This is a genomic window from Streptomyces sp. NPDC029164 (assembly GCF_055563995.1).
Genome location: NZ_JBVHWW010000022.1, coordinates 14,389 through 36,739 on the forward strand (window position 1 = coordinate 14,389; position 22,351 = coordinate 36,739).

Genomic DNA, 22,351 nt, shown 5'->3' on the forward strand with positions numbered 1-22,351 from the left:
CCGGTGCTTCGGCGGCGCTCCACGCCGGGTCGAGGACCATGACGGGGACTCGGCCCGGGCCGGGCCGGGCCGGGCCGCGTCGCGTCGCGTCGCGTCGGCCCAGGACAACCCCCTTACCAGGGGCTGTGCTTGACCACCACGTCGATCGCGCGGTCGATCTCGGCCTCGGTCAGGTCCGCGCGGGAGGTGAGCCGGATCCGGGAGAACCGGTCGGGTACCGACGGCGGGCGGAAGCACGCCACCTTGACGCCGTCGGCCAGGCAGTCCTCCGCCCACTTCGCGGTCTGGGCGGCGGAGGGCCCGCGGACCGAGACCACGGCCGCCTGTGCCTCGGTCACCGGCAGTCCGGTGGCCGCGAGGCGCTCGGCGAGGGTGACCGCCACGGCCCGGGTCCGGGCCGGCCGGTCCGGCTCGGCGCGCAGCACCCGGAGCGCCGCCAGGGCGCCGGCCGCGGAGGCCGGGGCGAGCCCGGTGTCGAACAGGAAACTGCGGGCCATGTTCATGACGTGGTCGATCACCCGGCGGGGGCCGATCACGGCTCCGCCCTGTGCGCCCAGGGATTTCGACAGGGTGATGGTGGTGACCACGTCGGGGCTGCCGGTCAGCCCCGCGGCGGCCACCGCGCCCTGGCCGCGCTCGCCGATGACGCCGAACCCGTGCGCGTCGTCGACGAGCAGGCCGGCGCCCTGGCGGCGGCAGACGTCGAGGACGGCCCGGAGATCGACGAGGTCACCGTCGACGGAGAACACCGACTCGGTGACCGCCACCGCGCGCTGCTGCTCCCGTTCGGCGAGCACCCGCTCCAGCGCCCGCGGATCGGCGTGCGCGGTGTCGACCACGTCCGCGCCCGACAGCCGGTAGCCGTCGATCAGGGAGGCGTGGTTGAACGCGTCGGAGGCGATCAGCGTGCCGGGGCGGGCCAGTACGGTGACCGCGCCGAGGTTGGCGAGGTAGCCGGAGGAGAAGACCAGCGCGGCCTCCGCCCCGCTGAACTCGGCCAGCTCCCGCTCCAGTTCGACGTGGACTTCCGTGGTTCCGGTGGCCAGCCGGGAGCCGGTCGAGCCGGCGCCCCAGGTCAGGGAGGCGTCGGCCACCGCCCGGACCACGTCGGGGTGGCGGGTGAGGCCGAGGTAGTCGTTGCCGCCGAAGTCGATCACGTTCGGCCGGGCCCCGCGGACCTGGACCCGGCGGGTGAGGCCCGCCCGGTCCCTGCGCCGCGTACTGTCGTCGATCCACGCGAACACGTCGCCCGGATCGCTGTGTCGCTCTGCTTCCATCGCTTCGCTCCGAACGCTATCCGGCAGGGCCGAGGACGAGGACGCCGTTGTGGCCGCCGAAGCCGAACGACTGGGTCAGGGCGGGGCCGGGCCGCCACGTGCGGCCCTCGCCGGTCACCACGTCCACGGCGAGCGCCGGGTCGACCGTGGTGAGGCCGACGGTCGGCGGTATCAGCCGGTGGCGCATGGACAGGAGCACCGCTACGGCCTCCAGCGCACCGCCGGCGCCGAACGCGTGCCCGGTCGCCCCCTTGGTGGAGGTCACCGGCGGGCACTCGTCGAACACCGACAGGATGGCGTTGGTCTCCGCCTCGTCGTTGCGCAGGGTGCCCGTGCCGTGCGCGTTGATCTGCCGTACGTCCTCCGGGCGCACCCCGGCGTCCTCCAGGGCGAGCCGGATGCACCGGGCGGCGTCGCCGCCGCCGGGTGCGGGCATGGTGATGTCGTGGGCGTCGGCCGTGCTGCCGGAGCCGAGCACCTCGCCGTAGAGGGTGGCGCCGCGCGCCACCGCCGTGTCCCATTCCTCCAGGACGAGCACGGCGGCGCCCTCGGCGATGGCGAAGCCGTCGCGTTCCGCGTCGAAGGGCCGGGTACGGCCGGAGGCGGACAGGGCCCGCATGTTGGTGAACCCGGCGACGATGGTGGGCGTGATCGCGGCCTCGGTGCCGCCGGCGAGCACCCGGTCACAGGTGCCGTCGGCGATCATCCGTGCGGCGTGTCCGATGGCGTGGGTGGCCGCGGCGCAGGCGGTTTCCAGGCTCTCGCACGGGCCGCGCCAGCCCTGGCGCATGGCCACCGTCGCGGCGGCGGCGTTGGCCATCATCATCGGCACGAGGAACGGGGAGACCCGGCGGCCGCCGCGCTCGTGGTGGATGACGGTCTGCCGTTCGAAGGTGCTGACGCCGGCCAGCGCGGTGGCGACGACGACGCCGCTGCGTTCGGCGTCCACCTCCGTGAGGCCCGCGTCGCGGCGGGCCATGTCGGCGGCGGCGACGGCGAACTGGGTGAACCGGTCGGTGTGCCGGGCTTCGCGGACGTCCATCCAGGGTGACGGATCCCAGTCCGGCAGTTCCCGGTGGCCGTCGGGCGGCGTCCGGAAGAGGCCTTCCCAGAAGGCCTCCGCCCCGGTGCCGCAGGCGCTCACGACACCGAGTCCGGTGATCGCGACGCGTCGTGCCCCTGTCTCCTTGCCTGCCATCACGCGACCAGCGAGAGGATGAGCCGGTGCAGGTCCCCGACGGTGTGGATGTCCTCCACCGCCTCGTCGGGCACCGAGATGCCGAACTCCTCCTCGACGGCCATGACCAGCTCCACCTGGATGAGGCTGCTGGCGCCCAGGTCCTCGGTCAGGCTCGCGTCCGGGGTCACGGACTCCTGCTTGACCTGCAAGACGTCCACGGCGCAGGTGGTGAGCCGGTCGAAAACGTCGTCGTTAGCCACGGGTGGCCAACCTCCCCCAACATGAGATGAATTGTCGATGTTTCATATTTTTCAAGGTCACTTGTTGTGCGCGGGCTCCGGCAGCGCGTGGGCGGGCGTCTCGGCCCGGCCCTCGCGACCCGCGGAAACCCTCGGGAGGACGACCAGCGCCAGAGCGATCAGCTCCAGGCAGGCGCCCGCCCAGGCGAGGGCGGCCGGCGAGAGCCTGTCGAGCACCGCCCCGCCGACCGCGCCGCCCAGGGCCACGCCGAGGTACGACGCGGAACTGTTGACGGAGATGGCCACGCTCGGGGCGGTGGGGGCCAGGTCCAGCACGCGGTGGATGGCGGTGGGCGGTTCGGCCCAGTAGAGCGTTCCCCAGGCGACCGTGACGGCGAGGAAGGCCGCCACCACGACCGTCGAGTCGGAGGCGAACCAGCTCGCCAGTACCGCCAGCAGTGCCATGGCCGCCGTGACGCCCGACACCGAGGCGGTGAAGGTGCGTTCCGCCCCGATGCGGTCGCCGAGCCTGCCGCCGACCGCGTTGCCGACCGCGCCGGCGACGCCGAACACCAGCAGGACGATGCTCACGCCGGCGTTGTCCATGCCCGTGGTGGCCCGGGTGAAGGCCGCCAGGTAGGTGAAGACGGTGAAGCAGCCGGCCACCGCGAACAGGTTGGCCAGCACGGCCAGCAGGACCGGGCGCTGCGCGCCGATCCGCACCCGGTCGCGCATGCTGATCACCGGCGGCTGCGGCACCGCCGGCAGCACCAGGAACAGCCCGATGAACACGGGCAGGGCCAGTGCCACCACCAGCGCCAGCGTCAGGCGCCAGCTGCCGAGTTGTCCGACCAGCGTACCGCCGGGCACACCGAGCGCCGTGGCCACCGTGAGCCCGCCGATGATCAGGGACACCGCCCGGCCCCGGTACCGCTCCCCCGCGAGCGCCGTCGCGGTGGCCGCGGCGGTGTTCATGTAGAGGGCGGCGCTGATCCCGGCCAGGATCCTGGCCGCCATCAGCACCCCGTAGGTGGGGGCGAGCGCGCCCAGCACGTTGGCGAGCAGGAAGACCAGCATGGAGCCGCGCAGCATGACGCGCCGGGACAGGCCGGCGGTCAGGGTCATCAGGACCGGTGCGCTGATCGCGTAGCTGAGCGCGAAGGCCGTGACGAGCTGTCCGGCCACCGGTTCGGACACGTCCAGTTCACCGGCGATGCGCGGAAGAATGCCGCTGATGACAAATCCGTCGGTGCCGACGGCAAAGGAGCCGACCGCGAGAAGCGCCAGAATCACCTTGTGGGGCACGACGCCTCCCGGGGACCCTGAGCGCGATCACACATGTCAGGATCGTGAATTTCCGAGCTCCCCTTTCAAGTCGAGCCGATCTCGTGAACCGGCTGTACGAACGGGGTTGTTCCGATCAACGTACCAGCAAGCGTGTCCCGGCAAAAACGGCTTTTACGTGAGGGCGATCACGCCGACCATTGGCCGAAAAACGCCGCCCTGCCGACGACTTGATCGGCAAGGATCGCCGATTTTCAGTCACACCCTGGCCCCCACACGTAGCCGTGGCTTAAATGCAATGGACCGATGGTCGCATTCGGATCGTTTGTCAACGCGTGATTCCGACGAAGTGCCCGTCAGCGGGCGCCCGTCAGGCCCGAGGCCGCAGTGGGCTGGGTCACACGAGGGTGCATATTCGGCCCGGCATGACTAGCATCAAACGTTGGAACGACCTTCTCGGACCGCCGCATCGACCGCACGACCATTCTGCGCATCCGAGAAGATCCGAGCAGTGACAGACATGACGGGGGCTTCACATGTCACTTTCATTGGCTTCGCCATGCGCACCCTCCTCTTGAACATGCCGACGCGTGCTCAATTCAGAGCGATCGATTCACCCATGAATCACCACCGATAGAAAAGTCGGTCAGCCGGATCACCGTGCCCAAAAGGCCCGATCCGGCCGTCAAGGAGCTCGACCACATCGTGATAGACCTGCGGATCCTTCTCGTAGACAACTATGACTCCTACACGTGGAACCTCTTCCAGCTGTTATGGAAAGTGGCAGGCGTACCTCCCGTCGTCGTACGCAACGACGAGGCGACGGCGGACGACCTCCTGCGACAGGACTTCACCCACGTCGTGATCTCCCCGGGCCCGGGCACCGCGGCCAGGGAAGAGGACTTCGGGCTCTGCCGGGCCCTGCTCGAACAGGCCACCGTGCCCGTCCTCGGCGTGTGTCTCGGCCACCAGGGCCTGGCCCTGGCCTTCGGCGGCGAGGTCCGGCACGCACCGGAGGTCGTGCACGGGCAGACCAGCGCGATCACCCACACCGGGACCGGGGTCTTCGCCGGCATCCCGCAGGGCTTCCGCGCGGTGCGCTACCACTCCCTCACCGTCACCGAACCGCTGCCGGAGGACCTCGTCGCCACGGCCTGGTCCGAGGGCGGCCTGCTGATGGGCCTCCAGCACCGCGAACGCCCGCTGCACGGCGTGCAGTTCCACCCCGAGTCGGTGGACAGCGAGTACGGCGAGGAGATCATCGCCAACTTCCTGGGCATCACGCCCGCGCTCCGCTGGAGCGAACTGGACGTCGACCTGAGCGCCGAGGACCTGTTCCTGCGCGCCTTCGCCGACAGTCCGTACGGCTTCTGGCTCGACAGCTCGCGCGCGGCGTACGGGATGGGCCGCTACAGCTACCTCGGCTCGTGCGCCGGCGACGGCCTGGAGGTGATCCGGGCGTACGCGGGGGCGAACGTCGTCGAGCGCGAGACCCACGAGAGCGTGGAGCGCGTCCGCGGCACCGTCTTCGAGCACCTGAGGTCCGGTCTCGCGGCCACCCCCGTGCCGGCCGGCGCCTCGCCCGTGCCGTTCGCCGGCGGCTACCTCGGCTATCTCGGCTACGGCGTCAAGGGAAGCGTCGGCATCGGCCGGGCGGGCAGCGGTGAGCGGCCGGACGCGGAGCTGCTCCGCGTCGACCGCTACGCGGCCTACGACCACGAGACCGGCCGGCGCTACCTGATCACGGTGGGGCTCTCCGCCGAGGACCACGACTCCTGGTGCGCGCAGGTGCGCGCGCTGGCCCGGCGCGCCCTGGTGCCCCGGCCCCGGCGGGAGGCCGCACCGGCCGTACTGGAACCCGGCGTCGACCGGGAGACCTACCTGGAGCACTTCGACACCGTCCAGCGGTGGCTGCGCGACGGCGACTCGTACGAGGCCTGCTACACGTACCAGATCACCGGCACCAGCGAGGCCGACCCGCTGGACACCTACCTGCGGCTGCGGGAGACCAACCCGGCGCCCTACGCCGCGTACCTCCGGCTGGGTGAGCGCTCGATCCTGAGCTCCTCGCCGGAGCGGTTCGTCACGGTCGCCGGCAACGGCGAGGTGGAGGCCAAGCCGATCAAGGGGACCGCTCCCCGGCACGCCGATCCGGTGGCCGACGAGGCGGCCCGCAGGGCGCTGGAGACGGACCGCAAGATCCGCAGCGAGAACCTGATGATCGCGGACCTGCTCCGCAACGACCTCGGCCAGGTCTGCGACACCGGCACGGTGCACGTGCCCAAGCTGATGGCCGCGGAGTCGTACGCCACCGTGCACCAGCTCGTCACCACGGTGCGGGGCCGGCTGCGCGCCGACCGGGGCGCGGTCGACTGTGTGGAGGCGCTCTTCCCCGGCGGGTCGATGACCGGCGCGCCGAAGAAGCGGACCGTGGAGCTCCTCGACGCGCTGGAGCCGGAGGAGCGCGGGGTGTACTCCGGCAGCCTCGGGTTCTTCGGTTTCGACGGGACGGCGGACCAGTCCATCGTCATCCGCACCATCGTCTGGGAGGGCGACCGCGTGCGCATCGGCGTGGGCGGGGCGCTCATCGTGCTCTCGGACGGCGAGGAGGAGTTCCAGGAGACGCGGCTGAAGGCCCGTGCGCTGCTGCGGGTCCTCGGCGTCGAGGAGCTGCGCGAGGTCACATCGGGAACGGCTGCGAGGTATCAGGGATGAGCACGGTGGAGTTCGAGACGGGTCCGGCCGAGCCGGTGGAGGCGCAGGCGGTGGCCGAGGCCGTCACCGCCCTCCTGCGGGAGCTGCGCGGGGACCCCTCCCACACGATCCCGGGCCTCGGTGCGGCCGTGGACGAGGCCATCGCCGGCAAGGACGGCTCCGGCGTGCTGGTCGCACGGGACGGGCAGCGGCGCGTGGTCGGCGTACTCGGGTACACCACCCAGACCGCGCTGCGGCTCGCCGCCCCGTACCGCCACGTCCAGGAGCTGTGGGTGGCACCGGAGCTGCGGTCCCGGGGGGTCGCCGCGCTGCTGCTGGAGGCGCTGGACGCGCGGTGCGCCGCGGACGGCGTCCGGCGGGTCGAAGTGTGCCTGCCGGCCGAGCAGTTCCCCCCCTACCCGCGGACCCTGGCGTTCTACGAGCGCTCCGGTTTCCGTGTCATCGGCCCGCGCGTGATCAAGGACCTGTCATGACGCTGCACGTGGTGGTACCCGAGGAGTCCGAGGCGCTGCCCTTCACGGTCGAGCCGGGCGGCGCCCAGGTGGCCAGCAAGGAGACACCCGAGCGGATCCACCGGATCCTGGCCGGTCTGCTCGACGGCGGCGCGGTGGCGGCCCCGCTCGGCGCGGACGCCACGGCCCGCGCGGAGCGGATGGTCGGTGCGGTGCACGAGGCGGCCCTGCTGGAGCACCTGCGCGACGGGGTGCCCGAGGGCCGGGACGCGGTGCTCGACAGCGCGTTCTCGGCCCCCGGTCTGGAGCAGGAGACCCCGGTCACCCGCGGGGTCTGGCCCGCCGCCCTGGGCGCCGCGGCCGCCGCGGTCCGGGCGGCCGAGCTGACGGCCCGCCGGGGCGAGAACAGCTACGCCCTGGTGCGGCCCCCGGGCCACCACGCGGGCCCCGGCTGGTACGGCGGCTACTGCTTCCTCAACAACGCCGTCGTCGCCGCCCGGACCCTGCGCGAGGAGGGCGTGGCCCGGGTCGGCATCCTCGACGTCGACTACCACCTGGGCAACGGCACGCTCGCCTGCGTCCAGGGCGATCCCGCGCTGCCGTTCGCCTCGGTGCACTCCAGCCACACCAAGGACTTCCCGTACGCCTTCGAGCCGGGGCCGGGGCTCTTCGGCGTGGAGTCCGACCCCGGCACGGAGGGGTTCCTGGCGCTCGTGAAGGACGCCCTGTCGCACCTGCTCCGGAACGACGCCGAGGCCCTGGTGGTCTCGGTCGGCTACGACGTGCTCGCGGGCGACCCGCACGGCTCCTGGACGCTCCCGCCGGACGTGTTCGGGCCCGTCGCCGCACTGCTGGCCGAGCAGCGGCTGCCCACCGTCTTCGTCCAGGAGGGCGGATACGGACTCCCGTCCCTGCGCGGCGCGGCCCGCGCCCTCGCGAGGGAGGCCTCCCGGTGAACGCGACCCCCGAAGACATCCTGCGGCCCTTCCGGGAACGGCTGGAGGCACTGGACGGGCAGCTGGCGGAGCTCGTGGCCGCGCGCCTGGCGATCTGCTGCGAAGTGGCCGGGGTCAAGCGGGCCAACGGCATCCCGATGATGCAGCCGCAACGGGTCACCGCGGTGCGCGAGGCGTACGCGGCCCGGGGCGAACGGCTGAACCTCTCGCCCGAGTTCATGCGGTCCCTGGCGACCCTGCTCATCGACGAGGCGTGCCGCCTGGAGGACGAGATCATCGACGCTCCGGCGTCCGCGACGACTGTGGAGGCACGGCGATGACCCTGACGTTCACCACCCTCGGACCCGAGGGAAGCTGCCACGAGAACGCCCTGCGGCACTACTTCGGCTTCCAGGACATCGAGGGCGACGCCAGGATCGACCTCACCATCGACCTGCACGAGGGCCTGGAGCGGGTGCGCCGCGGCGAGTCCGACTACCTCGTGCAGTGCAGCGCGCACCCCGAGGTGCACCTGCTCACCGAGCGGTACTTCAGCGAGGTCCACGTGGTGGACACCTTCGTGTACCCCACCAAGGAGCTGGTGCTGCTGAGCCGGGCCGACGTGGAGCGGCCCCGGTCCCTCGGACTGGTCCCGGCGACCGCCGGCTACGTCGACGTGTCGCAGTGGGAGGAGGTCGTCCCGGTGGCGTCCAAGCCCATGGTCGGCGCCCAACTGCTGGCGGGGGCCTACGACTCCGGGCTCACCCACCTGGAGTACCTGGAGAAGTCGAAGGGCACGCTGCGCCTGGACCGCTACATCGGCGCGGTGACCACCACCTGGGTCGTCTACGGGCGCCGGCCCCGGTTCTCCGGCGAAGTCATCGGCACCAAGTGCCGCGAGTACCTGTTGGGAGAGGGCGCATGACCGGGACCGCATCCGCGGCGAGGAAGATCCTCGTCTGTGACACCACGCTCCGCGACGGCGAGCAGACCTGCGGCGTGGCCTTCCAGGTCGAGGAGAAGGTGAAGATCGCCCGCCTCCTCGACGAGATGGGCGTCGACGTCATCGACGCCGGCTTCCCGGCCTCCTCGCAGGCCGACCAGGACGCCGTGCGCGGTATCTCCGCCCTGGGCCTGCGCGCCCGGGTGGTGGCGTTCTGCCGGCCCAACCGGACCGAGATCGACCTGGCCAAGGCGTGCGGGGCGAACGCCGTCTACACCTTCGTGCCCACCTCCGACGTGCACATGCGGGTCAAGTTCGGCGGTACGGACAGCGCGGTGCGCGAGCGGCTGAAGGCCGAGATGGCCGACGGCATCCAGTACGCCAAGGGCCTCGGCATGTACGTCGGCTGCGGCTCCGAGGACGCCACCAGGACCTCCTACGACTACCTGGAAGAGGTCCTCGTCCTCGCCCAGGAGAGCGGCGCGGACCTGGTCGGCGTCGCGGACACCGTCGGCTCCACCACCCCCGACGCCTTCCGCACCCTCATCTCGCGGCTGCGCTCGCGGATCGGCGTGACGCTCTCGCTCCACTGCCACAACGACTTCGGCCTCGCCACGGCCAATACGGTCGCGGGCATCCTCGGCGGGGCGGACGAGGTCCAGTGCACGATCAACGGCCTCGGCGAGCGGGCGGGCAACGCCTCCCTGGAGGAGGTGACGGTGGCCCTGACCCAGCTGTACGGGTTCGAGACCGACGTCGACCTGTCCCGGCTCAAGCCCATGTCGAACCTGATCGCCGACCTGTCCGGCATCGGGGTCAGCCCCATGAAGCCGATCGTCGGCGGCAACGCCTTCTCGCACGAGTCCGGCCTGCACGTGTCCTCGGTGATGAAGGACTCCACCGCCTACGAGCCGCTGCGGCCCGAACTGGTGGGCCACACCCGGCGGATCGTCATGGGCAAGCACTCGGGCAAGGGCATCATCGCCCACGTCCTGGACGCCCACGGGCTCGCGTACGACGACGAGGTCCTCGGCGCGGTGCTCCTCGACGTCAAGGCGGCGTCCGTGCTGACGAAGTCCAGCGTCACCGAGGCCCAGGTGATCGAGATCCACCGCGCGCGAACGGCCGTACGGGCATGAGCGCGGAGCACGACACCGGCACCGCCGCCGCCGCCGCCCACGCCGCCGACACCTCCGGCTGGTTCGCGGACCAGGCGTTCTGGGACGACTTCTACCCGCACCTGTTCTCCGCGGAGCGCGCCGCCGAGGCCGAACGGATCGTGGAGCACTGCCCGCTGTTCCGCTTCCCCTCCGGTTCCCGCGTCCTCGACCTGTGCTGCGGACCGGGCCTGTTCACGGTGCCGCTCGCGCGGGCCGGCCACGCGGTCACCGGCGTGGACCTCAGCGCGCCCCTGCTCGACCGCGCCCGGACGCGCTGCCGGGACGCGGGCGTCAAGGCCCGGCTCGTCGAGGCGGACATGCTCCGGTTCGCCGAGCCGGAGGCCTTCGACGCCATCGTCAACATGTTCACCTCCTTCGGCTACCTGGACCGGCACGAGGACAACGTCCAGGTGCTGTCCAACGCGCACACCAGCCTGGCCCCGGGCGGGACCCTGCTCGTCGACGTCGTCGGCAAGGAGATCCTCGCGCGGCTCGACGAGCGGGTCTCCTGCTCCGAGCAGGACGGAAGGCTGCTCTTCCAGCGCGACACCGTCCTCGACGACTGGAGCCGGCTGCGCAGCGACTGGTACTCGATAGACGGCTCGCACGCGGCCCGGGGCTCGATGACGCTCCACCTCTACGGCGCCGCCGAACTGCGGGCGATGCTCGCGGCCGCCGGCTTCACCGGCGTCCGCTTCCACGGGGACTACGCCGGCGGACCCTACGACCACCGGGCCGAGCGCCTCATCGCGGTCGCCACGAAGGGCGTGGACGTCCATGGGCACTGAGGTCGTCGTCGTACGGTCGGCATCCGGCGTGGGCCGCGAGGAGTGGGACGCGCTCGTCCCCGACACGCAGGTGTACCTCTCCCACGACTGGCTGCGCGCGGTCGAGGAGTGCTTCGGCTTCGAGCTGGTCCTCTTCCTGCTGCGGGACGGGGCGCGCACCGTCGCCGGCGTACAGGGCCTGCTGGTCCGGGACCCGGACGCGTTTCCGTACCACGATCCGACGGGCGCGCTCTTCGGCGACTACGAGAGGGACCACCTGCGGCAGGCCCTGGCGCGGGACCGGTCGCAGGAGGAGTCCGCCGAGGCCGCGGCGCTGCTCGCCGCCGTCGTGCGCACGGAGGCCGGGCACACGCGTGCGGCCGGCTATCCGGCGCTGGTGATGACCAGTCCGTACGGGTACGCCAGTGACGTCCTCACCCTGCCAGGCGTCGACCGGCAGCGCGCGATCGCCGAACTCCTCGCGGGGGTCGACGAGTTCTGTGCGGCGCAGGAGATCCCCTCGCAGTCCTTCCTGTGGCAGTCCGGCGGGGACGGGGAACTGCACCGCGCCCTCGCCGGCCACGGCTACCTGGGGTTCCTCTCCGATCTGGAGTACGACCTCGACACCGGGTCGCACACCACCCTGGAGGAGTACCTGGGCACCCTGGGCCGCAAGCGGCGTACCGTCGCCCGCGCCGAGATCCGCAAGTTCGCGGAGGCCGGGATGCGGGTCGAGCAGATCAGCGAGCCGGACCCGGCGGTGATCGCCCGCTGCGCCGAACTGTCGGAGGAACAGCAGAAGAAGTACGGGCTGCCGGTCGAACGGGCCGCGATGGAGCGGCTGTTCACCGCGCTCCTCGGGGCCCCGCGGCTGGGCCCCGCGCTGTACGTGGTGCGCGGCCGGCAGGCCGAGGGGCCCGACATCGCGGGCTTCCTGCTGTGCCTGGAGGGCGGCGGCGTCCTGCACCCCAAGTTCCTCGGCTTCGACGCCACGGCCGTCGGGGCCTCCTACGCCTACTTCAACCTCGTCTTCTACCACCTCGTCGAACGGGCCGTCACGGGCGGCGCCCGGCGCATCGCCTACGGCATGGGTTCGGCGGACGCGAAGCGGCTGCGCGGCTGCCGCCCGGCACCGGTGCGCGGCTGGATCCGGTTCTCCTCGCCCGCCGCGCACCGGCGGATCGAGCCGTACGTCACCGTCTTCGACTGCCTCAAGAAACAGCTTCTCGGCGACCAGGATGGACGCGTTCTGCGATGACTCTCGTACGACAGCTCTTCGAGCACAAACTCGGCCGTCCCGTCAGCACCGGCGAGGTCGTGGACCTGCCGTTCGACCTGTGCTGGGGCAGCGAGATGACCGTCAAGTGGGCCCTGGACATCCTCCGGGACTCCGGCTTCGACGACGACTACATCACCGCCGGCCTCGCCGCGCAGCGTGAGAGGACCGCCTTCGTCTTCGACCACGTCGTCCCCACGCACACCGCCTCGATGGCCTCGATCCTCGTCGAGCTGCGGCGCTTCGCCCGCGAGCACGGCATCAAGGTCTTCGACGTGGGCTACGACGGCGGCATCCAGCACAAGATCCTCATCGAGCAGGGCCTGATCCGCCCCGGCGACGTCGCGGTAGGCGCCGACTCGCACAGCTGCACCGCGGGCGCGATCGGCTCGCTCGCCACCGGCATCGGCTCCACCGACCTGGCCATGGCCCTGGTCCGGGGCAGCGTCTGGATGCGGGTGCCCGAGGCGACCCTGGTCCGCTTCCGCGGGAGCCTGCGTCCGCACGTGCAGGGCAAGGACGTGGCGCTGTACCTGTGCGGGCTGATCGGCGTGCACGGCGCGGTCTACCGCAGTCTGGAGTTCGGCGGCCCCGGCCTCGCCTCCCTGGCGATCACCGACCGGCTGTCGCTGAGCAACATGGCGGTGGAGATGGGCGCCAAGTACGGCCTGTTCCCCACGGACGGGGTGCTCGCCGGCTACCTCGGCGACGCGGTGGACTACCCGGAGTTCACCATCGACGAGGACGACGCCGAGTACGTCGACGTGATCGACATCGACCTGGGCCTGATCGAGCCGACCGTCGCGCTGCCGTTCTCCCCGGACAACGCCGTCGGCACGCACCAGCTCCAGCACGTCCTGCGCCACTGGACCGCGTACGCGGGCCGCGAGGACCTGATGACGGGGGTGGCGGCGCTGGCCCGCAGGGCCAACGAGAACGGCGAGATACCGGTCGACCAGGTCTTCATCGGCTCCTGCACCAACGGGCACCTGGAGGACCTGCGGGTCGTCGCGGACGTCCTGCGGGGCAAGCGGGTCCACGAGGGGGTGCGCACCATCGTCATCCCGGCCTCCCAGCAGGCCTACCGGGCGGCGATGAAGGAGGGACTGATCGACGTGCTGATCGAGGCCGGCTGCTACGTGGAGTCCTCCAGCTGCGGTCCGTGCATCGGCATCAAGTCCGGTGTGCTCGGCAAGGGGGAGGTCGCGATCTTCACCTCGAACCGGAACTTCCGCGGGCGGTGCGGGGACGTCGACGCCAGTGTCATCCTGGCCAGCCCCGCCATCGCCGCGCGGGCCGCGCTGAGCGGCGTACTCGCCCCCATCGGCGACCGGAGCGACTACTACGCCGACGAGGAGGCGCTGCGGCGCGGCATCGACGAGCTGTTCGCGCTCCACTCGGCGCGTGAGGGCCGGGCCCCGCTCACGGGCGGTGCGGACGGGCTCCCCGCGGCGGCACCGGGCACGGCGGGCGCCGGGGGCGGCGGAAGCCTCGCCTGGGTCTTCGGCGACCACGTCAACACCGACGTGATCCTGCCGGGCGTGTTCTGCCAGATCCCCGACCCGGCCGAGTACAAGAAGCACATCATGGCCCACGCGGGCAACCAGCCGTTCCTCGACCACTACGCGCGGACCGGGCACGACCTGAGCGGCTCGGTGATCGTCGGCGGGATGAACTTCGGCTGCGGCTCCTCGCGCGAGAACGCCCCGATGGGCATCAAGGCCTCCGGCGCGCCCTTCGTCGTCGCCCACAGCTTCGCGCGGATCTTCTTCCGCAACGCCCTCAACATCGGCCTGCGGCTGGTGGAGGTCGGGGAGTTCGCCCACGAGATCCGGGAGGGCGACCGGCTGGTCGTCGACGACGAGCGCGGCGAGCTGGTCAACGTCACCCGGGGCACCTCCGCGCCGATCACCCCGCCCTCCGCCTTCGAGCGGGAGCTGCTCACCGCGGGCGGCCTCGTCGCCTACGCGGGTGCCCAGGTCCGGGCGGAGGCGTCGGCCTCGTGAGCACCGTCGCGGTCATCCCGGGAGACGGCATCGGCCCCGAGGTCATGGCCGAGGTGCTGAAGGTGCACGCGGTGGTCGAGGACGTCTTCGGCACCGGCCTGAAGACCGAGGTGCTGCCCTACAGCGCCGACTGGTTCCTGGAGCACGGGGACGCCGGCATCGACGTCCAGGCCATCCGCGACGGCTACCGGGCGGTGCTGCTCGGCGCGCTCGGCGACGCCCGGATCCCCGACAACCGGCACGCGATCCGGATCATCGGCGGGCTGCGCCAGCAGCTCGAACTGAGCGTCAACCTGCGGCCGGTGCGCCTGCGCACGCTCGCGCACTGCCCCCTCAAGCACGTGCGCTCGGTCGAGGACGTGGACCTCGTCATCGTGCGGGAGAACACCGAGGACGTGTACGTCGGCGTGGGCGGCACGGTCCGGGGCGGCCGCCCCGGGCACGTCGCGATGGAGGTCGGCGTCCACACCCGCTGGGCCGTGGACCGGGCGGTCACGGCCGCCTTCGCGCTCGCCCGCTCCCGCCGCCGCAGGCTCACCCTGGTGGACAAGAGCAACGCGATGCCGAGCGCCGGCCCGCTGTGGCAGAGCCGGTTCCGCGCCATCGCCGCGTCCTACCCGGACGTGGAGTGCGACCACCTGTACGTGGACGCCGCCGCGATGGAGCTGATCCGCGACCCGGCCCGCTTCGACGTGGTGGTGGCCGGCAACCTCTTCGGGGACATCCTCAGCGACGAGGCCGCCATGCTGGCCGGCGGACTGGGCGTCGCGCCCTCGGCGAGCTACGACCCCGAGGACACGGAGTTCCTCGGCGTGTACGAGGCCGTGCACGGCAGCGCGCCCGACCTCGTGGGCACCGGACACGCCAACCCGCTGGCGTCCGTGCTGAGTTACTCGCTGATGCTGGACCGGATGGGTCTGGCCGAGGCGCACACCGCCGTGGAACGCGCCGTCGACGAGGTGCTGTGCGGAGACCTGCTGACACCCGACCTGGGCGGCACCGCACGTACCGCCGAGGTGGGCGACCTGATGTGCCGGGCGGTCGCCCGGCACGACAAGGACTGAGGAATGAACGAACCAGCGAAGCTCATGTGGTGGCAGGGCGGCGTGGTGCCCGCCGGGGACACCGCGCTGACCCTCGCCAACCACAGCCTCCACTACGGACTCTGCGTGTTCGAGGGCGTCTCCGCCTTCCCCTCCGGGGACGACGGCCACCACGTCTTCCGGCTGGAGGAGCACATGACCCGGTTCGCCGAGTCGTGCCGCCTGGTGGGGACGACGCTCGCCCAGTCCCCCGCCGAACTGGCCGCCGCCTGCCACGAGACGCTGACCGCCAACGGTCTGCGCCGGGCCTATCTGCGTCCCGTCGCCTTCCTCGGCGACGGGGTGCTGGGCCTCGCCGCGCCCGGTGCGCAGGCGCAGGTGGCCGTCCTCGCCTTCGACGTCTCGTCCTTCGACGAGGTCGTCCGCGGGCAGCGGCCCCGGCTGACCCTGTCGCCGGTCGCCCGCCTCAGCCCGCACGCCTTCCCGACCAAGGCGAAGGTCTCCGCCGGCTACGTCAATTCCAGGATCGCCTGGATGGACGCCCAGCGGCGCGGCTACGACGACGCGCTGCTGCTCGACGACACCGGTTTCGTCGCCGAGTGCACCGTGCAGAACGTCTTCGGGGTGCGCGGACGCACCCTCCTGGTGCCCGACTCCCCGGCCGCGCTCGACGGGATCACCGTGGCCTCCGTCATCGAGATCGCCCACGACCTCGGGTACGAGGTGGACCGGAGCCCGCTCACCGCCGCCGGCCTGCCGGCCTGCGAGGCCCTGTGCGTGGCGAGCACCGCGGGCGGCGTACGCCCGGTCCAATGCGTGGACGGGACCGCGTTCGACACGGACAACGCCGTGGTCGCCGAGATCGTGCACACCTACCGGCAGGCCGAGCTGGGGCTGCTCCCCCGCTACGCGAAGTGGGTGTCGCTCTGATGGCCGACGCACGCGTGGTGGACCTGTACGACACTCTTCCCGAGGAGCTGCGCGGGCAGATCGCCGCGCTCGGCCGGGACCACTGGCGCCGGGCGAACGCCGGAGTGCCGCGCGTCGCGGACTCCTGGTGCCCGACCCGGCCCCTGATGCTGGGCCCCGAGGCCCACGCACTGGTCGGCGCGGTGGCGGACCGCGCGGCGGGCCTGGCGCTCGACGCGTGCCTGCGCCGGGCGGGGACGGCCGGCGAACTGCTGGACGCCCTCTCGATGCCCCGGGAGCAGTTCCCGCTCCTCGATCCGGCGCAGCCGCTCACCGAACGGCTGCTGACCTCCCTGCGCGCCGACGTCATGGTCGAGCGCGGCGTGCCCAAGGTCGTCGAGCTCAACATCGACGGGGCGATCGGCGGGGCCATCGAGGCCGACCTCATCGCCGCCCAGTTCCACCAGGTCTACGCCGACCTGCTCCCCGGCGGACCGGACGGCCCGGCGGGCCCGGCGGGCCCGCTGCGCACCCCGCCGTCGGCGGTCGACGCGTTCTTCGCCGAGCTGGTGTCCTTCCTCGGCCTGGCCGACGGCAGCTGCCTGCTCGTCCCCGTCTTCCGCGAGGACGGCCTCGACTCCCTCGCCGACCTGGACGACTTCATCAGCTTCCTCGCCCCCATGGGGGTACGGGGCAAGGCGCACGGCGTCAGCGTCGTCGGGTACCCGCTGGACCGGCTGACCCTCGACGACCGGCAGCGGCTGCGGGCCGGCGAGCGGATCGCGGACGGCGTGTTCCGGCTGTTCATGCCCGTCGAGCAGGCGGGCGCCGGGCTCGACGCGCTGCACCGGGCGCTGCGGGCGGGCACCGTCGCCATGTACACCCCGGAGGCCACCAGTCCGGTCAGTGACAAGCGGGTGCTGGCCTGGATCCGGGAGGACCTGCCCCTGCTGGATCCGGCGGACCGGGAGTTCGTACGCCGGCACATCCCGCACACCACCATGGCCCGGGCGGACGCCCTCGGCGAGGACCGGACCTCCCTGGTGCTCAAGCCCGGCGACGGTTACGGCGGCGCCGGGGTGACGCTCGGCCGCTCGGTGACCGAGGAGGAGTGGCGGGAGCTGCTCCTGGCGGCCGCGGCGCAGGGCGACCACATCCTCCAGCGGGTGGTGGACGCCGACCTCGTCACCCTGGAGTTCGCCCACGACACGACCGGCGAGATCCGCAGCGCCGCCGTGCCCTGCGTGCTGGGGCCGATGATGTACGGCCGCGAGCTGTCGGGCGTCTACGTCCGGCACGCCACTCCCCGGCCCGGTGAACTCATCAACACGCACCAGGGCGCTGCCTCCAACAGCGTGCTGATCGTGGAGAGTGCGACGGTCGGGCGGTGAGCGTCGTCGGCACCCGCGCGCCCACGCTGCTGGCGCCGCTGCGGCAGCGGGACTTCCGCTGCCTGGCGGGGGGCCGGATGGCGACCTACTTCGCCAACGCCATGGCACCGATCGTGCTCTCGTTCGCGGTGCTCGACCTGACCGGTTCGCTGATCGACCTGGGGATCGTCGTCGGGGCACGGTCGGTGGCCAATGTGGCGCTGCTGCTGCTCGGCGGTGTGATCGCCGACCGGCTGCCGCGCCGGCTGGTGCTCCAGGGGTCGAGCGTGGCCGCCGGACTGGCCCAGGCGGTGATCGCGGCGAGCGTGCTGTTCGGCTTCGCCTCGATCCCGGTGCTCGTCGTCATCAGCGTGATCAACGGCATGGTGGCCGCGGTGTCGCTGCCGGCGGCGGCCGCCCTCGTACCGCAGACCGTCCCGCACGAAATGATCCGGCCGGCCAACGCGGTCGTGCGGATGGCCGTCAACGCGGGCATGGTCCTGGGTGCCTCGACCGGCGGGCTCGTCGTCGGCTTCGCGGGCCCCGGCTGGGGCATCGCCGTCAACGCGGCCGTGTTCCTGCTGGCGGGGCTGTGCTTCGCCGGGATCCGGGCCGCGAGGACCGCGCCGCCGGCCGCGGGGCCGGCCCGGCCGCTGGCCGAACTGCGCGAGGGCTGGTCGGAGTTCACCTCCCGCACCTGGGTGTGGGTGGTGGTGCTCCAGTTCCTGGTCATCAACGCGGTGGTCGCGGGCGGGCTGCAGGTGCTCGGCCCCACCATCGCCGACCAGTCCTTCGGACGGACGACCTGGGGGCTGCTGCTCGCCGCGCAGACGGCGGGCGCCTTCGCGGGCGGTTTCGTCGCGGCCCGTACCCGGCCCCGGCACGCCCTGCGGATCGGCGCGGCCGTCGGCGCGTTCGAGGCCGTGCCGCTGCTGGCGCTCGGGACGACCTCGCACATCGCCGTGCTGCTGGCCGCGATGTTCGTCAACGGTGTGGCCCTGGAACAACTGGCGGTCGCCTGGGACGTGTCCCTGCAGGAGAACATCCCTCCGGAACGACTCGCCCGGGTCTACTCCTACGACGCGCTCGGCTCGTTCGTGGCCATCCCGGTCGGGGAGGTCGCCGCGGGGCCGGTCGCGCTCCACGTGGGCCTCGACACCACGCTGGTGGCCGGCGCCGTACTGGTCGTCGCGGCCACCGGTTTCGCCCTGTGCAGCTCCAGCGTGCGGCGCCTGACCGTCAAACCGGCCGGGCCGCACCTGCCCGCCGGGGAACCAACCGCATGAAGCACCACTTCCAGGGGGACCACCATGCCGCACGGCACATCTCTCATCGACAAACCGGAGTGGTACGGAGGGGAGCCGTACCCGCCCGAAGCCCTGAACCACATCGCCGCGCTGCCGGCGTCCCAGCAACCCGACTGGGCGGCTCACGAGGCCCTGGGCGCCGCCGTGGGGCAACTGCGGTCGGCACCGGGGCTCGTCGGCCCCCGCGACATCGACCGGTTCGGCCGGCTCGTCGCCGAGGCCGCGCTGGGCAACGTGGGCATCCTGCAGGCCGGGGACTGCGCGGAGGACCCGGCCGACAGCACGCCCGAAGCCGTGCGCGACAAGGTCCGCATGCTCGATGTCCTCGCCTCGGCCCTCTCGGAGATCACCGGCAGGCCGACGGTGCGGGTCGGCCGGATGGCCGGGCAGTACGCCAAGCCGCGCTCCCGGCCCACCGAGCGGCACCGGGGCCGTGAACTACCGGTCTTCCGGGGGCACATGGTCAACCGGCCGGAACCGGACCCGGCGGCCCGCGCACACGATCCGCGCGGGCTCACGCGCTGCTACCGGGCCGCCCTCTCCGTCCACGCGGCCCTGCGGCCGGACACCGGGTGGACCTTCGCCACCACCTGGACCAGCCACGAGGCCCTCGTCCTCGACTACGAACTCCCGCTGGTGCGCGGGGACGGCGCGGGGCGGACGTTCCTCTCGTCGACCCACTGGCCGTGGATCGGCGAGCGCACCCGCTCCACCGGCGGGGCTCACGTGCGGCTGCTCTCGACGGTGGACAACCCGGTCGCCTGCAAGGTCGGGCCGACGATGACCCCCGCGGAGCTGGTGGAGCTGTGCGGGCTGCTCGATCCCGGCCGCCGGCCGGGCCGGCTCACCCTGATCGCCCGGCAGGGCGCCGACACGGTACGGCGCGACCTGCCGGCCCTGGTGGAGTGCGTACGCCGGGCCGGGCATCCCGTGGTCTGGATGTGCGATCCGATGCACGGCAACACCGTCACCACTGCGAGTGGCCGCAAGACCCGCCTCGTCGAGGCGATCGTCCGTGAGATCGCGGGCTTCCGATACGCCGTGGAGTCCGCCGGCGGGGTGGCCGGCGGCCTTCACCTGGAGGCGACCCCCGACGAGGTGCTGGAGTGCGTGGCCGGAGCCGACGGCACCACCGGTCTCGCCACCCGCCCCGAGCCCCTGTGCGACCCCCGGCTGAACCTGGAGCAAGCCCTCACCGCGGTGTCCGCCTGGCGTGCCTGAACGCCGTACCCGATCACCGGGCTCGCGGGCCGGGCAGCACGACGACCGCGGCCAGGAGCAGCTCGGGGGTGGCCGACCAGCGTCCTTCGTACAGGAGGGGCGGGGGCGGCTCCCGGGTCCCCGTCCGCTCCCCCGCCCGGGCGGCCCGGGCCGCCCCGGCCCCCTCCGCGATCCGGGCGCGGAAGGTCCCGGCCGCCGGGTCGAAGGCGACCGAGGCGTCGGCGAAGCCCAGCCGGCGTCCCGTCATCGGGAACCACGCCTTGTACACGGCCTCCTTCGCGCAGAACAGCAGCCGGTCCCAGTGGACTTGCGGGCAGTCGGCTTCGAGGTCGGCCAGCCGCTCCCGTTCCTCGGGGAGGGTGACGGCTCCCCGTACCCGCCGCGGCAGGGCCTCGTGGGGCTCCGCGTCGATGCCCACGGCCCGTACGTCCGTGCTGCGCGCGACCGCCGCCGCCCGGTATCCGGCGCTGTGCGTCATGCTGCCGACCACCCCGCGCGGCCACACCGGCGCCCCGCGGTCGCCGGGCAGCACCGCCACGGGCGGTACGCCGATTTCCGCCAGGGCGCGCCGGGCGCAGTGCCGGACGGTGGTGAACTCCCGGCGGCGCCCTTCGTGGCGGGCTCCTCCGAGGGCTTCCAATTCCTCCGGGAGAAGCGTGGATTCGGATACGTCGGCAAGGCTCTCGGCACACGCCACGGCGGCCGGAAGGATCAGTTCGAGCACCTCGGGACCCTAACGACCGGAACCGCTCTTCCGCCATTTCTGCCCAACGGCCCTACTGCTAGCGTGAGTCGGGACCAGATTTGCATGCGAACGAAACACAGGGATTCGTTCACCGAGGGGGACTTCCGCAATGACCAGCGGCATTGATGAAGTGTCGACCGCCAAAGGCTTACCCGAGACCGGCTCGACGAAGCGGCCGCCCGGTCTGCGCCTGCCCGCGGTGATCCAGACCCTGCTGTTCGCCCAGTACCGGCACCGGCTGTTTCCGGCCCTCCGCGCCCTCCACGGGGACGTGTTCACACTGCGGCTGACCACTCCCACCCGCCATCTGGTGATCCTCACCAAGCAGGAGGACATCAAGACCGTCTTCGGCGGTCCTGTCGAGGTCCTGCACGCGGGCGAGGGCAACGCGATCATGGGGCCGGCCCTCGGTGACCACTCGGTGCTCCTGACCGACGAGGCCGAGCACCGCAGGTCCCGCCGGCTGCTGATGCCCGCGTTCACCGGTGCGGCGCTGGCCGGCTACCAGGAGATGGTCGGCGAGCTGACCAGGGCGGAGGTGGACGGCTGGCCCGAGGACACCGTCTTCAGCTCCCACGAGCGGATGCAGGCCCTGACCCTGGAGGTGATCCTCCAGGTGGTGTTCGGGGTGACCGACGAGGCCAGACTGCGGCGGATGCGCCCGCTCGTGCGCGGCATCGCGGACATCGGCCCGGTCACCCTGCTCGGCCTCCCCTACCCGCTCCTGCGGCGCTTCGGTCCGTGGCGCCGCCACACCGGCCTCCAGCGGGGCCTCGACAAGCTGCTGTACGCGGAGATCTCCGACCGGCGCCGCGCCGCGGACCTGCACAGCCGGACCGACGTGCTGTCGCGGCTGCTCCAGGCGGCGGAGAACGAGGAGGGCGGCGGGTTCAGCGACGCGGAGCTGCGCGACCAGCTGATCACCCTGCTCCTCGCCGGGCACGAGACCACGGCCACGGGGCTGGCCTGGGCGCTGCACGAACTGGTCCGCGATCCGGCGCAGTTGAGGCGGGCCCAGCGGGCCGCGGACGAGGGCGACGACGCCTACCTCACGGCCGTGGCCAAGGAGGCGCTGCGGCTCAAGCCCGTGGTGTACGAGGTGGCCAGGCAGCTGACCCGGCCGCTCACGGTCGGCGGCTACCGGCTGCCCGCCGGCGCCACCGTGATGCCCGCCATCGGTCTGGTGCAGTCGGACCCGGCCTACCACCACCAGCCGGACGAGTTCCGCCCCGAGCGCTTCCTCGACGGCCAGCCGCCGGCCCACACCTGGATCCCGTTCGGCGGGGGCGCCCGCCGCTGCATCGGCGCCGGTTTCGCGCTGCTCGAGGCGACCGTGGCCCTGCGCGAGGTGCTCGTGCGGTACGAGATCCGGCCCGACCGGGCCGCCCCGGAGGAGCAGAAGGCGCACCACGTCACGCTGATCCCCTCGCGGGGTGCGCGGATCGTGGTGCGCCGCCGCCGCTGATCCCGCCGCGGCGCTGAGACGCCGATCGCGGCCGTCCCGTACGGGGGCGGCCGCGAT

20 protein-coding genes are annotated in these 22,351 nt (G+C 72.5%); 15 read left to right on the forward strand and 5 right to left on the reverse strand.

Features of this window, described 5'->3' with window-relative positions:
• Positions 1-113 precede the first annotated feature (113 nt).
• Genes ACZ4VT_RS21600 through ACZ4VT_RS21615 form a run of 4 tightly spaced genes read right to left on the reverse strand, consistent with a single transcriptional unit; the run spans position 114 to position 4,001 of the window.
• On the reverse strand, positions 114-1,277 hold the full coding sequence (locus ACZ4VT_RS21600) for an 8-amino-7-oxononanoate synthase (protein WP_362807894.1): 1,164 nt from the start codon (positions 1,275-1,277) through the stop codon (positions 114-116).
• A 16-nt stretch (positions 1,278-1,293) separates the two neighbouring features.
• Positions 1,294-2,475 carry a beta-ketoacyl-[acyl-carrier-protein] synthase family protein gene (locus ACZ4VT_RS21605; protein WP_467951791.1) on the reverse strand — a complete coding sequence of 394 codons (1,182 nt, stop codon included), beginning with the start codon at positions 2,473-2,475 and terminating at the stop codon, positions 1,294-1,296.
• The gene (acpP, locus tag ACZ4VT_RS21610) at positions 2,475-2,717 is read right to left on the reverse strand and encodes an acyl carrier protein (protein WP_362807891.1); all 243 of its coding nucleotides are present in this window, start codon (positions 2,715-2,717) and stop codon (positions 2,475-2,477) included. The genes ACZ4VT_RS21605 and acpP overlap by 1 nt, the downstream gene beginning before the upstream one ends.
• A 57-nt stretch (positions 2,718-2,774) precedes the next feature.
• Positions 2,775-4,001, reverse strand: a complete 1,227-nt coding sequence (locus ACZ4VT_RS21615; RefSeq protein ID WP_467951794.1) for an MFS transporter — start codon at positions 3,999-4,001, stop codon at positions 2,775-2,777.
• Between the two features lie 639 nt (positions 4,002-4,640).
• Here ACZ4VT_RS21615 and pabB point away from each other — a divergent pair.
• Genes pabB through ACZ4VT_RS21685 form a run of 14 tightly spaced genes read left to right on the forward strand, consistent with a single transcriptional unit; the run spans position 4,641 to position 20,084 of the window.
• Positions 4,641-6,695, forward strand: coding sequence for an aminodeoxychorismate synthase component I (pabB, locus tag ACZ4VT_RS21620; RefSeq protein WP_467951795.1), 2,055 nt, complete (start codon positions 4,641-4,643; stop codon positions 6,693-6,695).
• Positions 6,692-7,168 (forward strand): GNAT family N-acetyltransferase, encoded by a 477-nt coding sequence (locus tag ACZ4VT_RS21625; protein WP_467951797.1) that lies wholly within the window; start codon positions 6,692-6,694, stop codon positions 7,166-7,168. The genes pabB and ACZ4VT_RS21625 overlap by 4 nt, the downstream gene beginning before the upstream one ends.
• Positions 7,165-8,103 carry an arginase family protein gene (locus ACZ4VT_RS21630; RefSeq protein ID WP_467951799.1) on the forward strand — a complete coding sequence of 313 codons (939 nt, stop codon included), beginning with the start codon at positions 7,165-7,167 and terminating at the stop codon, positions 8,101-8,103. The genes ACZ4VT_RS21625 and ACZ4VT_RS21630 overlap by 4 nt, the downstream gene beginning before the upstream one ends.
• Complete coding sequence (locus ACZ4VT_RS21635; protein WP_467951801.1) at positions 8,100-8,423, forward strand: chorismate mutase; 324 nt, start codon at positions 8,100-8,102, stop codon at positions 8,421-8,423. The genes ACZ4VT_RS21630 and ACZ4VT_RS21635 overlap by 4 nt, the downstream gene beginning before the upstream one ends.
• On the forward strand, positions 8,420-9,007 hold the full coding sequence (locus ACZ4VT_RS21640) for a hypothetical protein (RefSeq protein WP_467951803.1): 588 nt from the start codon (positions 8,420-8,422) through the stop codon (positions 9,005-9,007). Before ACZ4VT_RS21635 ends, ACZ4VT_RS21640 begins: the two co-directional genes overlap by 4 nt.
• Positions 9,004-10,164 (forward strand): LeuA family protein, encoded by a 1,161-nt coding sequence (locus tag ACZ4VT_RS21645; RefSeq protein WP_467951805.1) that lies wholly within the window; start codon positions 9,004-9,006, stop codon positions 10,162-10,164. The genes ACZ4VT_RS21640 and ACZ4VT_RS21645 overlap by 4 nt, the downstream gene beginning before the upstream one ends.
• Entirely contained in the window at positions 10,161-10,973 is an 813-nt protein-coding gene (locus ACZ4VT_RS21650) for a class I SAM-dependent methyltransferase (RefSeq protein WP_467951807.1), read from the forward strand. The genes ACZ4VT_RS21645 and ACZ4VT_RS21650 overlap by 4 nt, the downstream gene beginning before the upstream one ends.
• A complete protein-coding gene (locus ACZ4VT_RS21655; RefSeq protein ID WP_467951809.1) occupies positions 10,963-12,210 on the forward strand; it encodes a GNAT family N-acetyltransferase in 1,248 nt (415 codons plus the stop codon). The genes ACZ4VT_RS21650 and ACZ4VT_RS21655 overlap by 11 nt, the downstream gene beginning before the upstream one ends.
• Positions 12,207-14,234, forward strand: coding sequence for a LeuD/DmdB family oxidoreductase small subunit (locus ACZ4VT_RS21660; protein ID WP_467951811.1), 2,028 nt, complete (start codon positions 12,207-12,209; stop codon positions 14,232-14,234). The genes ACZ4VT_RS21655 and ACZ4VT_RS21660 overlap by 4 nt, the downstream gene beginning before the upstream one ends.
• The gene (locus ACZ4VT_RS21665) at positions 14,231-15,298 is read left to right on the forward strand and encodes an isocitrate/isopropylmalate dehydrogenase family protein (RefSeq protein WP_467951813.1); all 1,068 of its coding nucleotides are present in this window, start codon (positions 14,231-14,233) and stop codon (positions 15,296-15,298) included. The genes ACZ4VT_RS21660 and ACZ4VT_RS21665 overlap by 4 nt, the downstream gene beginning before the upstream one ends.
• A 3-nt stretch (positions 15,299-15,301) precedes the next feature.
• Positions 15,302-16,207 (forward strand): aminotransferase class IV, encoded by a 906-nt coding sequence (locus ACZ4VT_RS21670; RefSeq protein WP_467951815.1) that lies wholly within the window; start codon positions 15,302-15,304, stop codon positions 16,205-16,207.
• The gene (locus ACZ4VT_RS21675) at positions 16,207-17,577 is read left to right on the forward strand and encodes an ATP-grasp domain-containing protein (RefSeq protein WP_467951817.1); all 1,371 of its coding nucleotides are present in this window, start codon (positions 16,207-16,209) and stop codon (positions 17,575-17,577) included. Before ACZ4VT_RS21670 ends, ACZ4VT_RS21675 begins: the two co-directional genes overlap by 1 nt.
• Entirely contained in the window at positions 17,574-18,842 is a 1,269-nt protein-coding gene (locus ACZ4VT_RS21680; RefSeq protein WP_467951819.1) for an MFS transporter, read from the forward strand. Before ACZ4VT_RS21675 ends, ACZ4VT_RS21680 begins: the two co-directional genes overlap by 4 nt.
• Positions 18,843-18,866: 24 nt before the next feature.
• Entirely contained in the window at positions 18,867-20,084 is a 1,218-nt protein-coding gene (locus ACZ4VT_RS21685; RefSeq protein WP_467951821.1) for a 3-deoxy-7-phosphoheptulonate synthase, read from the forward strand.
• Positions 20,085-20,097: 13 nt separating this feature from the next.
• Here the strand turns inward: ACZ4VT_RS21685 and ACZ4VT_RS21690 are convergent, their stop codons facing one another.
• Positions 20,098-20,808, reverse strand: a complete 711-nt coding sequence (locus ACZ4VT_RS21690; protein WP_467951823.1) for a 4'-phosphopantetheinyl transferase family protein — start codon at positions 20,806-20,808, stop codon at positions 20,098-20,100.
• Positions 20,809-20,959: 151 nt separating this feature from the next.
• Here ACZ4VT_RS21690 and ACZ4VT_RS21695 point away from each other — a divergent pair, with 151 nt between their 5' ends.
• Positions 20,960-22,294, forward strand: coding sequence for a cytochrome P450 (locus ACZ4VT_RS21695; protein ID WP_467951825.1), 1,335 nt, complete (start codon positions 20,960-20,962; stop codon positions 22,292-22,294).
• Positions 22,295-22,351: the final 57 nt, after the last annotated feature.

Coding starts and splice junctions, on each gene's coding strand:
- ACZ4VT_RS21660 (WP_467951811.1), top strand. CDS start 12,207: ATGACTCTCGTACGACAGCTCTTCGAGCACAAACTCGGCCGTCCCGTC.
- ACZ4VT_RS21605 (WP_467951791.1), bottom strand. CDS start 2,475: ATGGCAGGCAAGGAGACAGGGGCACGACGCGTCGCGATCACCGGACTC.
- ACZ4VT_RS21640 (WP_467951803.1), top strand. CDS start 8,420: ATGACCCTGACGTTCACCACCCTCGGACCCGAGGGAAGCTGCCACGAG.
- ACZ4VT_RS21645 (WP_467951805.1), top strand. CDS start 9,004: ATGACCGGGACCGCATCCGCGGCGAGGAAGATCCTCGTCTGTGACACC.
- ACZ4VT_RS21670 (WP_467951815.1), top strand. CDS start 15,302: ATGAACGAACCAGCGAAGCTCATGTGGTGGCAGGGCGGCGTGGTGCCC.
- ACZ4VT_RS21625 (WP_467951797.1), top strand. CDS start 6,692: ATGAGCACGGTGGAGTTCGAGACGGGTCCGGCCGAGCCGGTGGAGGCG.
- ACZ4VT_RS21650 (WP_467951807.1), top strand. CDS start 10,161: ATGAGCGCGGAGCACGACACCGGCACCGCCGCCGCCGCCGCCCACGCC.
- ACZ4VT_RS21685 (WP_467951821.1), top strand. CDS start 18,867: ATGCCGCACGGCACATCTCTCATCGACAAACCGGAGTGGTACGGAGGG.
- ACZ4VT_RS21675 (WP_467951817.1), top strand. CDS start 16,207: ATGGCCGACGCACGCGTGGTGGACCTGTACGACACTCTTCCCGAGGAG.
- ACZ4VT_RS21600 (WP_362807894.1), bottom strand. CDS start 1,277: ATGGAAGCAGAGCGACACAGCGATCCGGGCGACGTGTTCGCGTGGATC.
- ACZ4VT_RS21630 (WP_467951799.1), top strand. CDS start 7,165: ATGACGCTGCACGTGGTGGTACCCGAGGAGTCCGAGGCGCTGCCCTTC.
- ACZ4VT_RS21655 (WP_467951809.1), top strand. CDS start 10,963: ATGGGCACTGAGGTCGTCGTCGTACGGTCGGCATCCGGCGTGGGCCGC.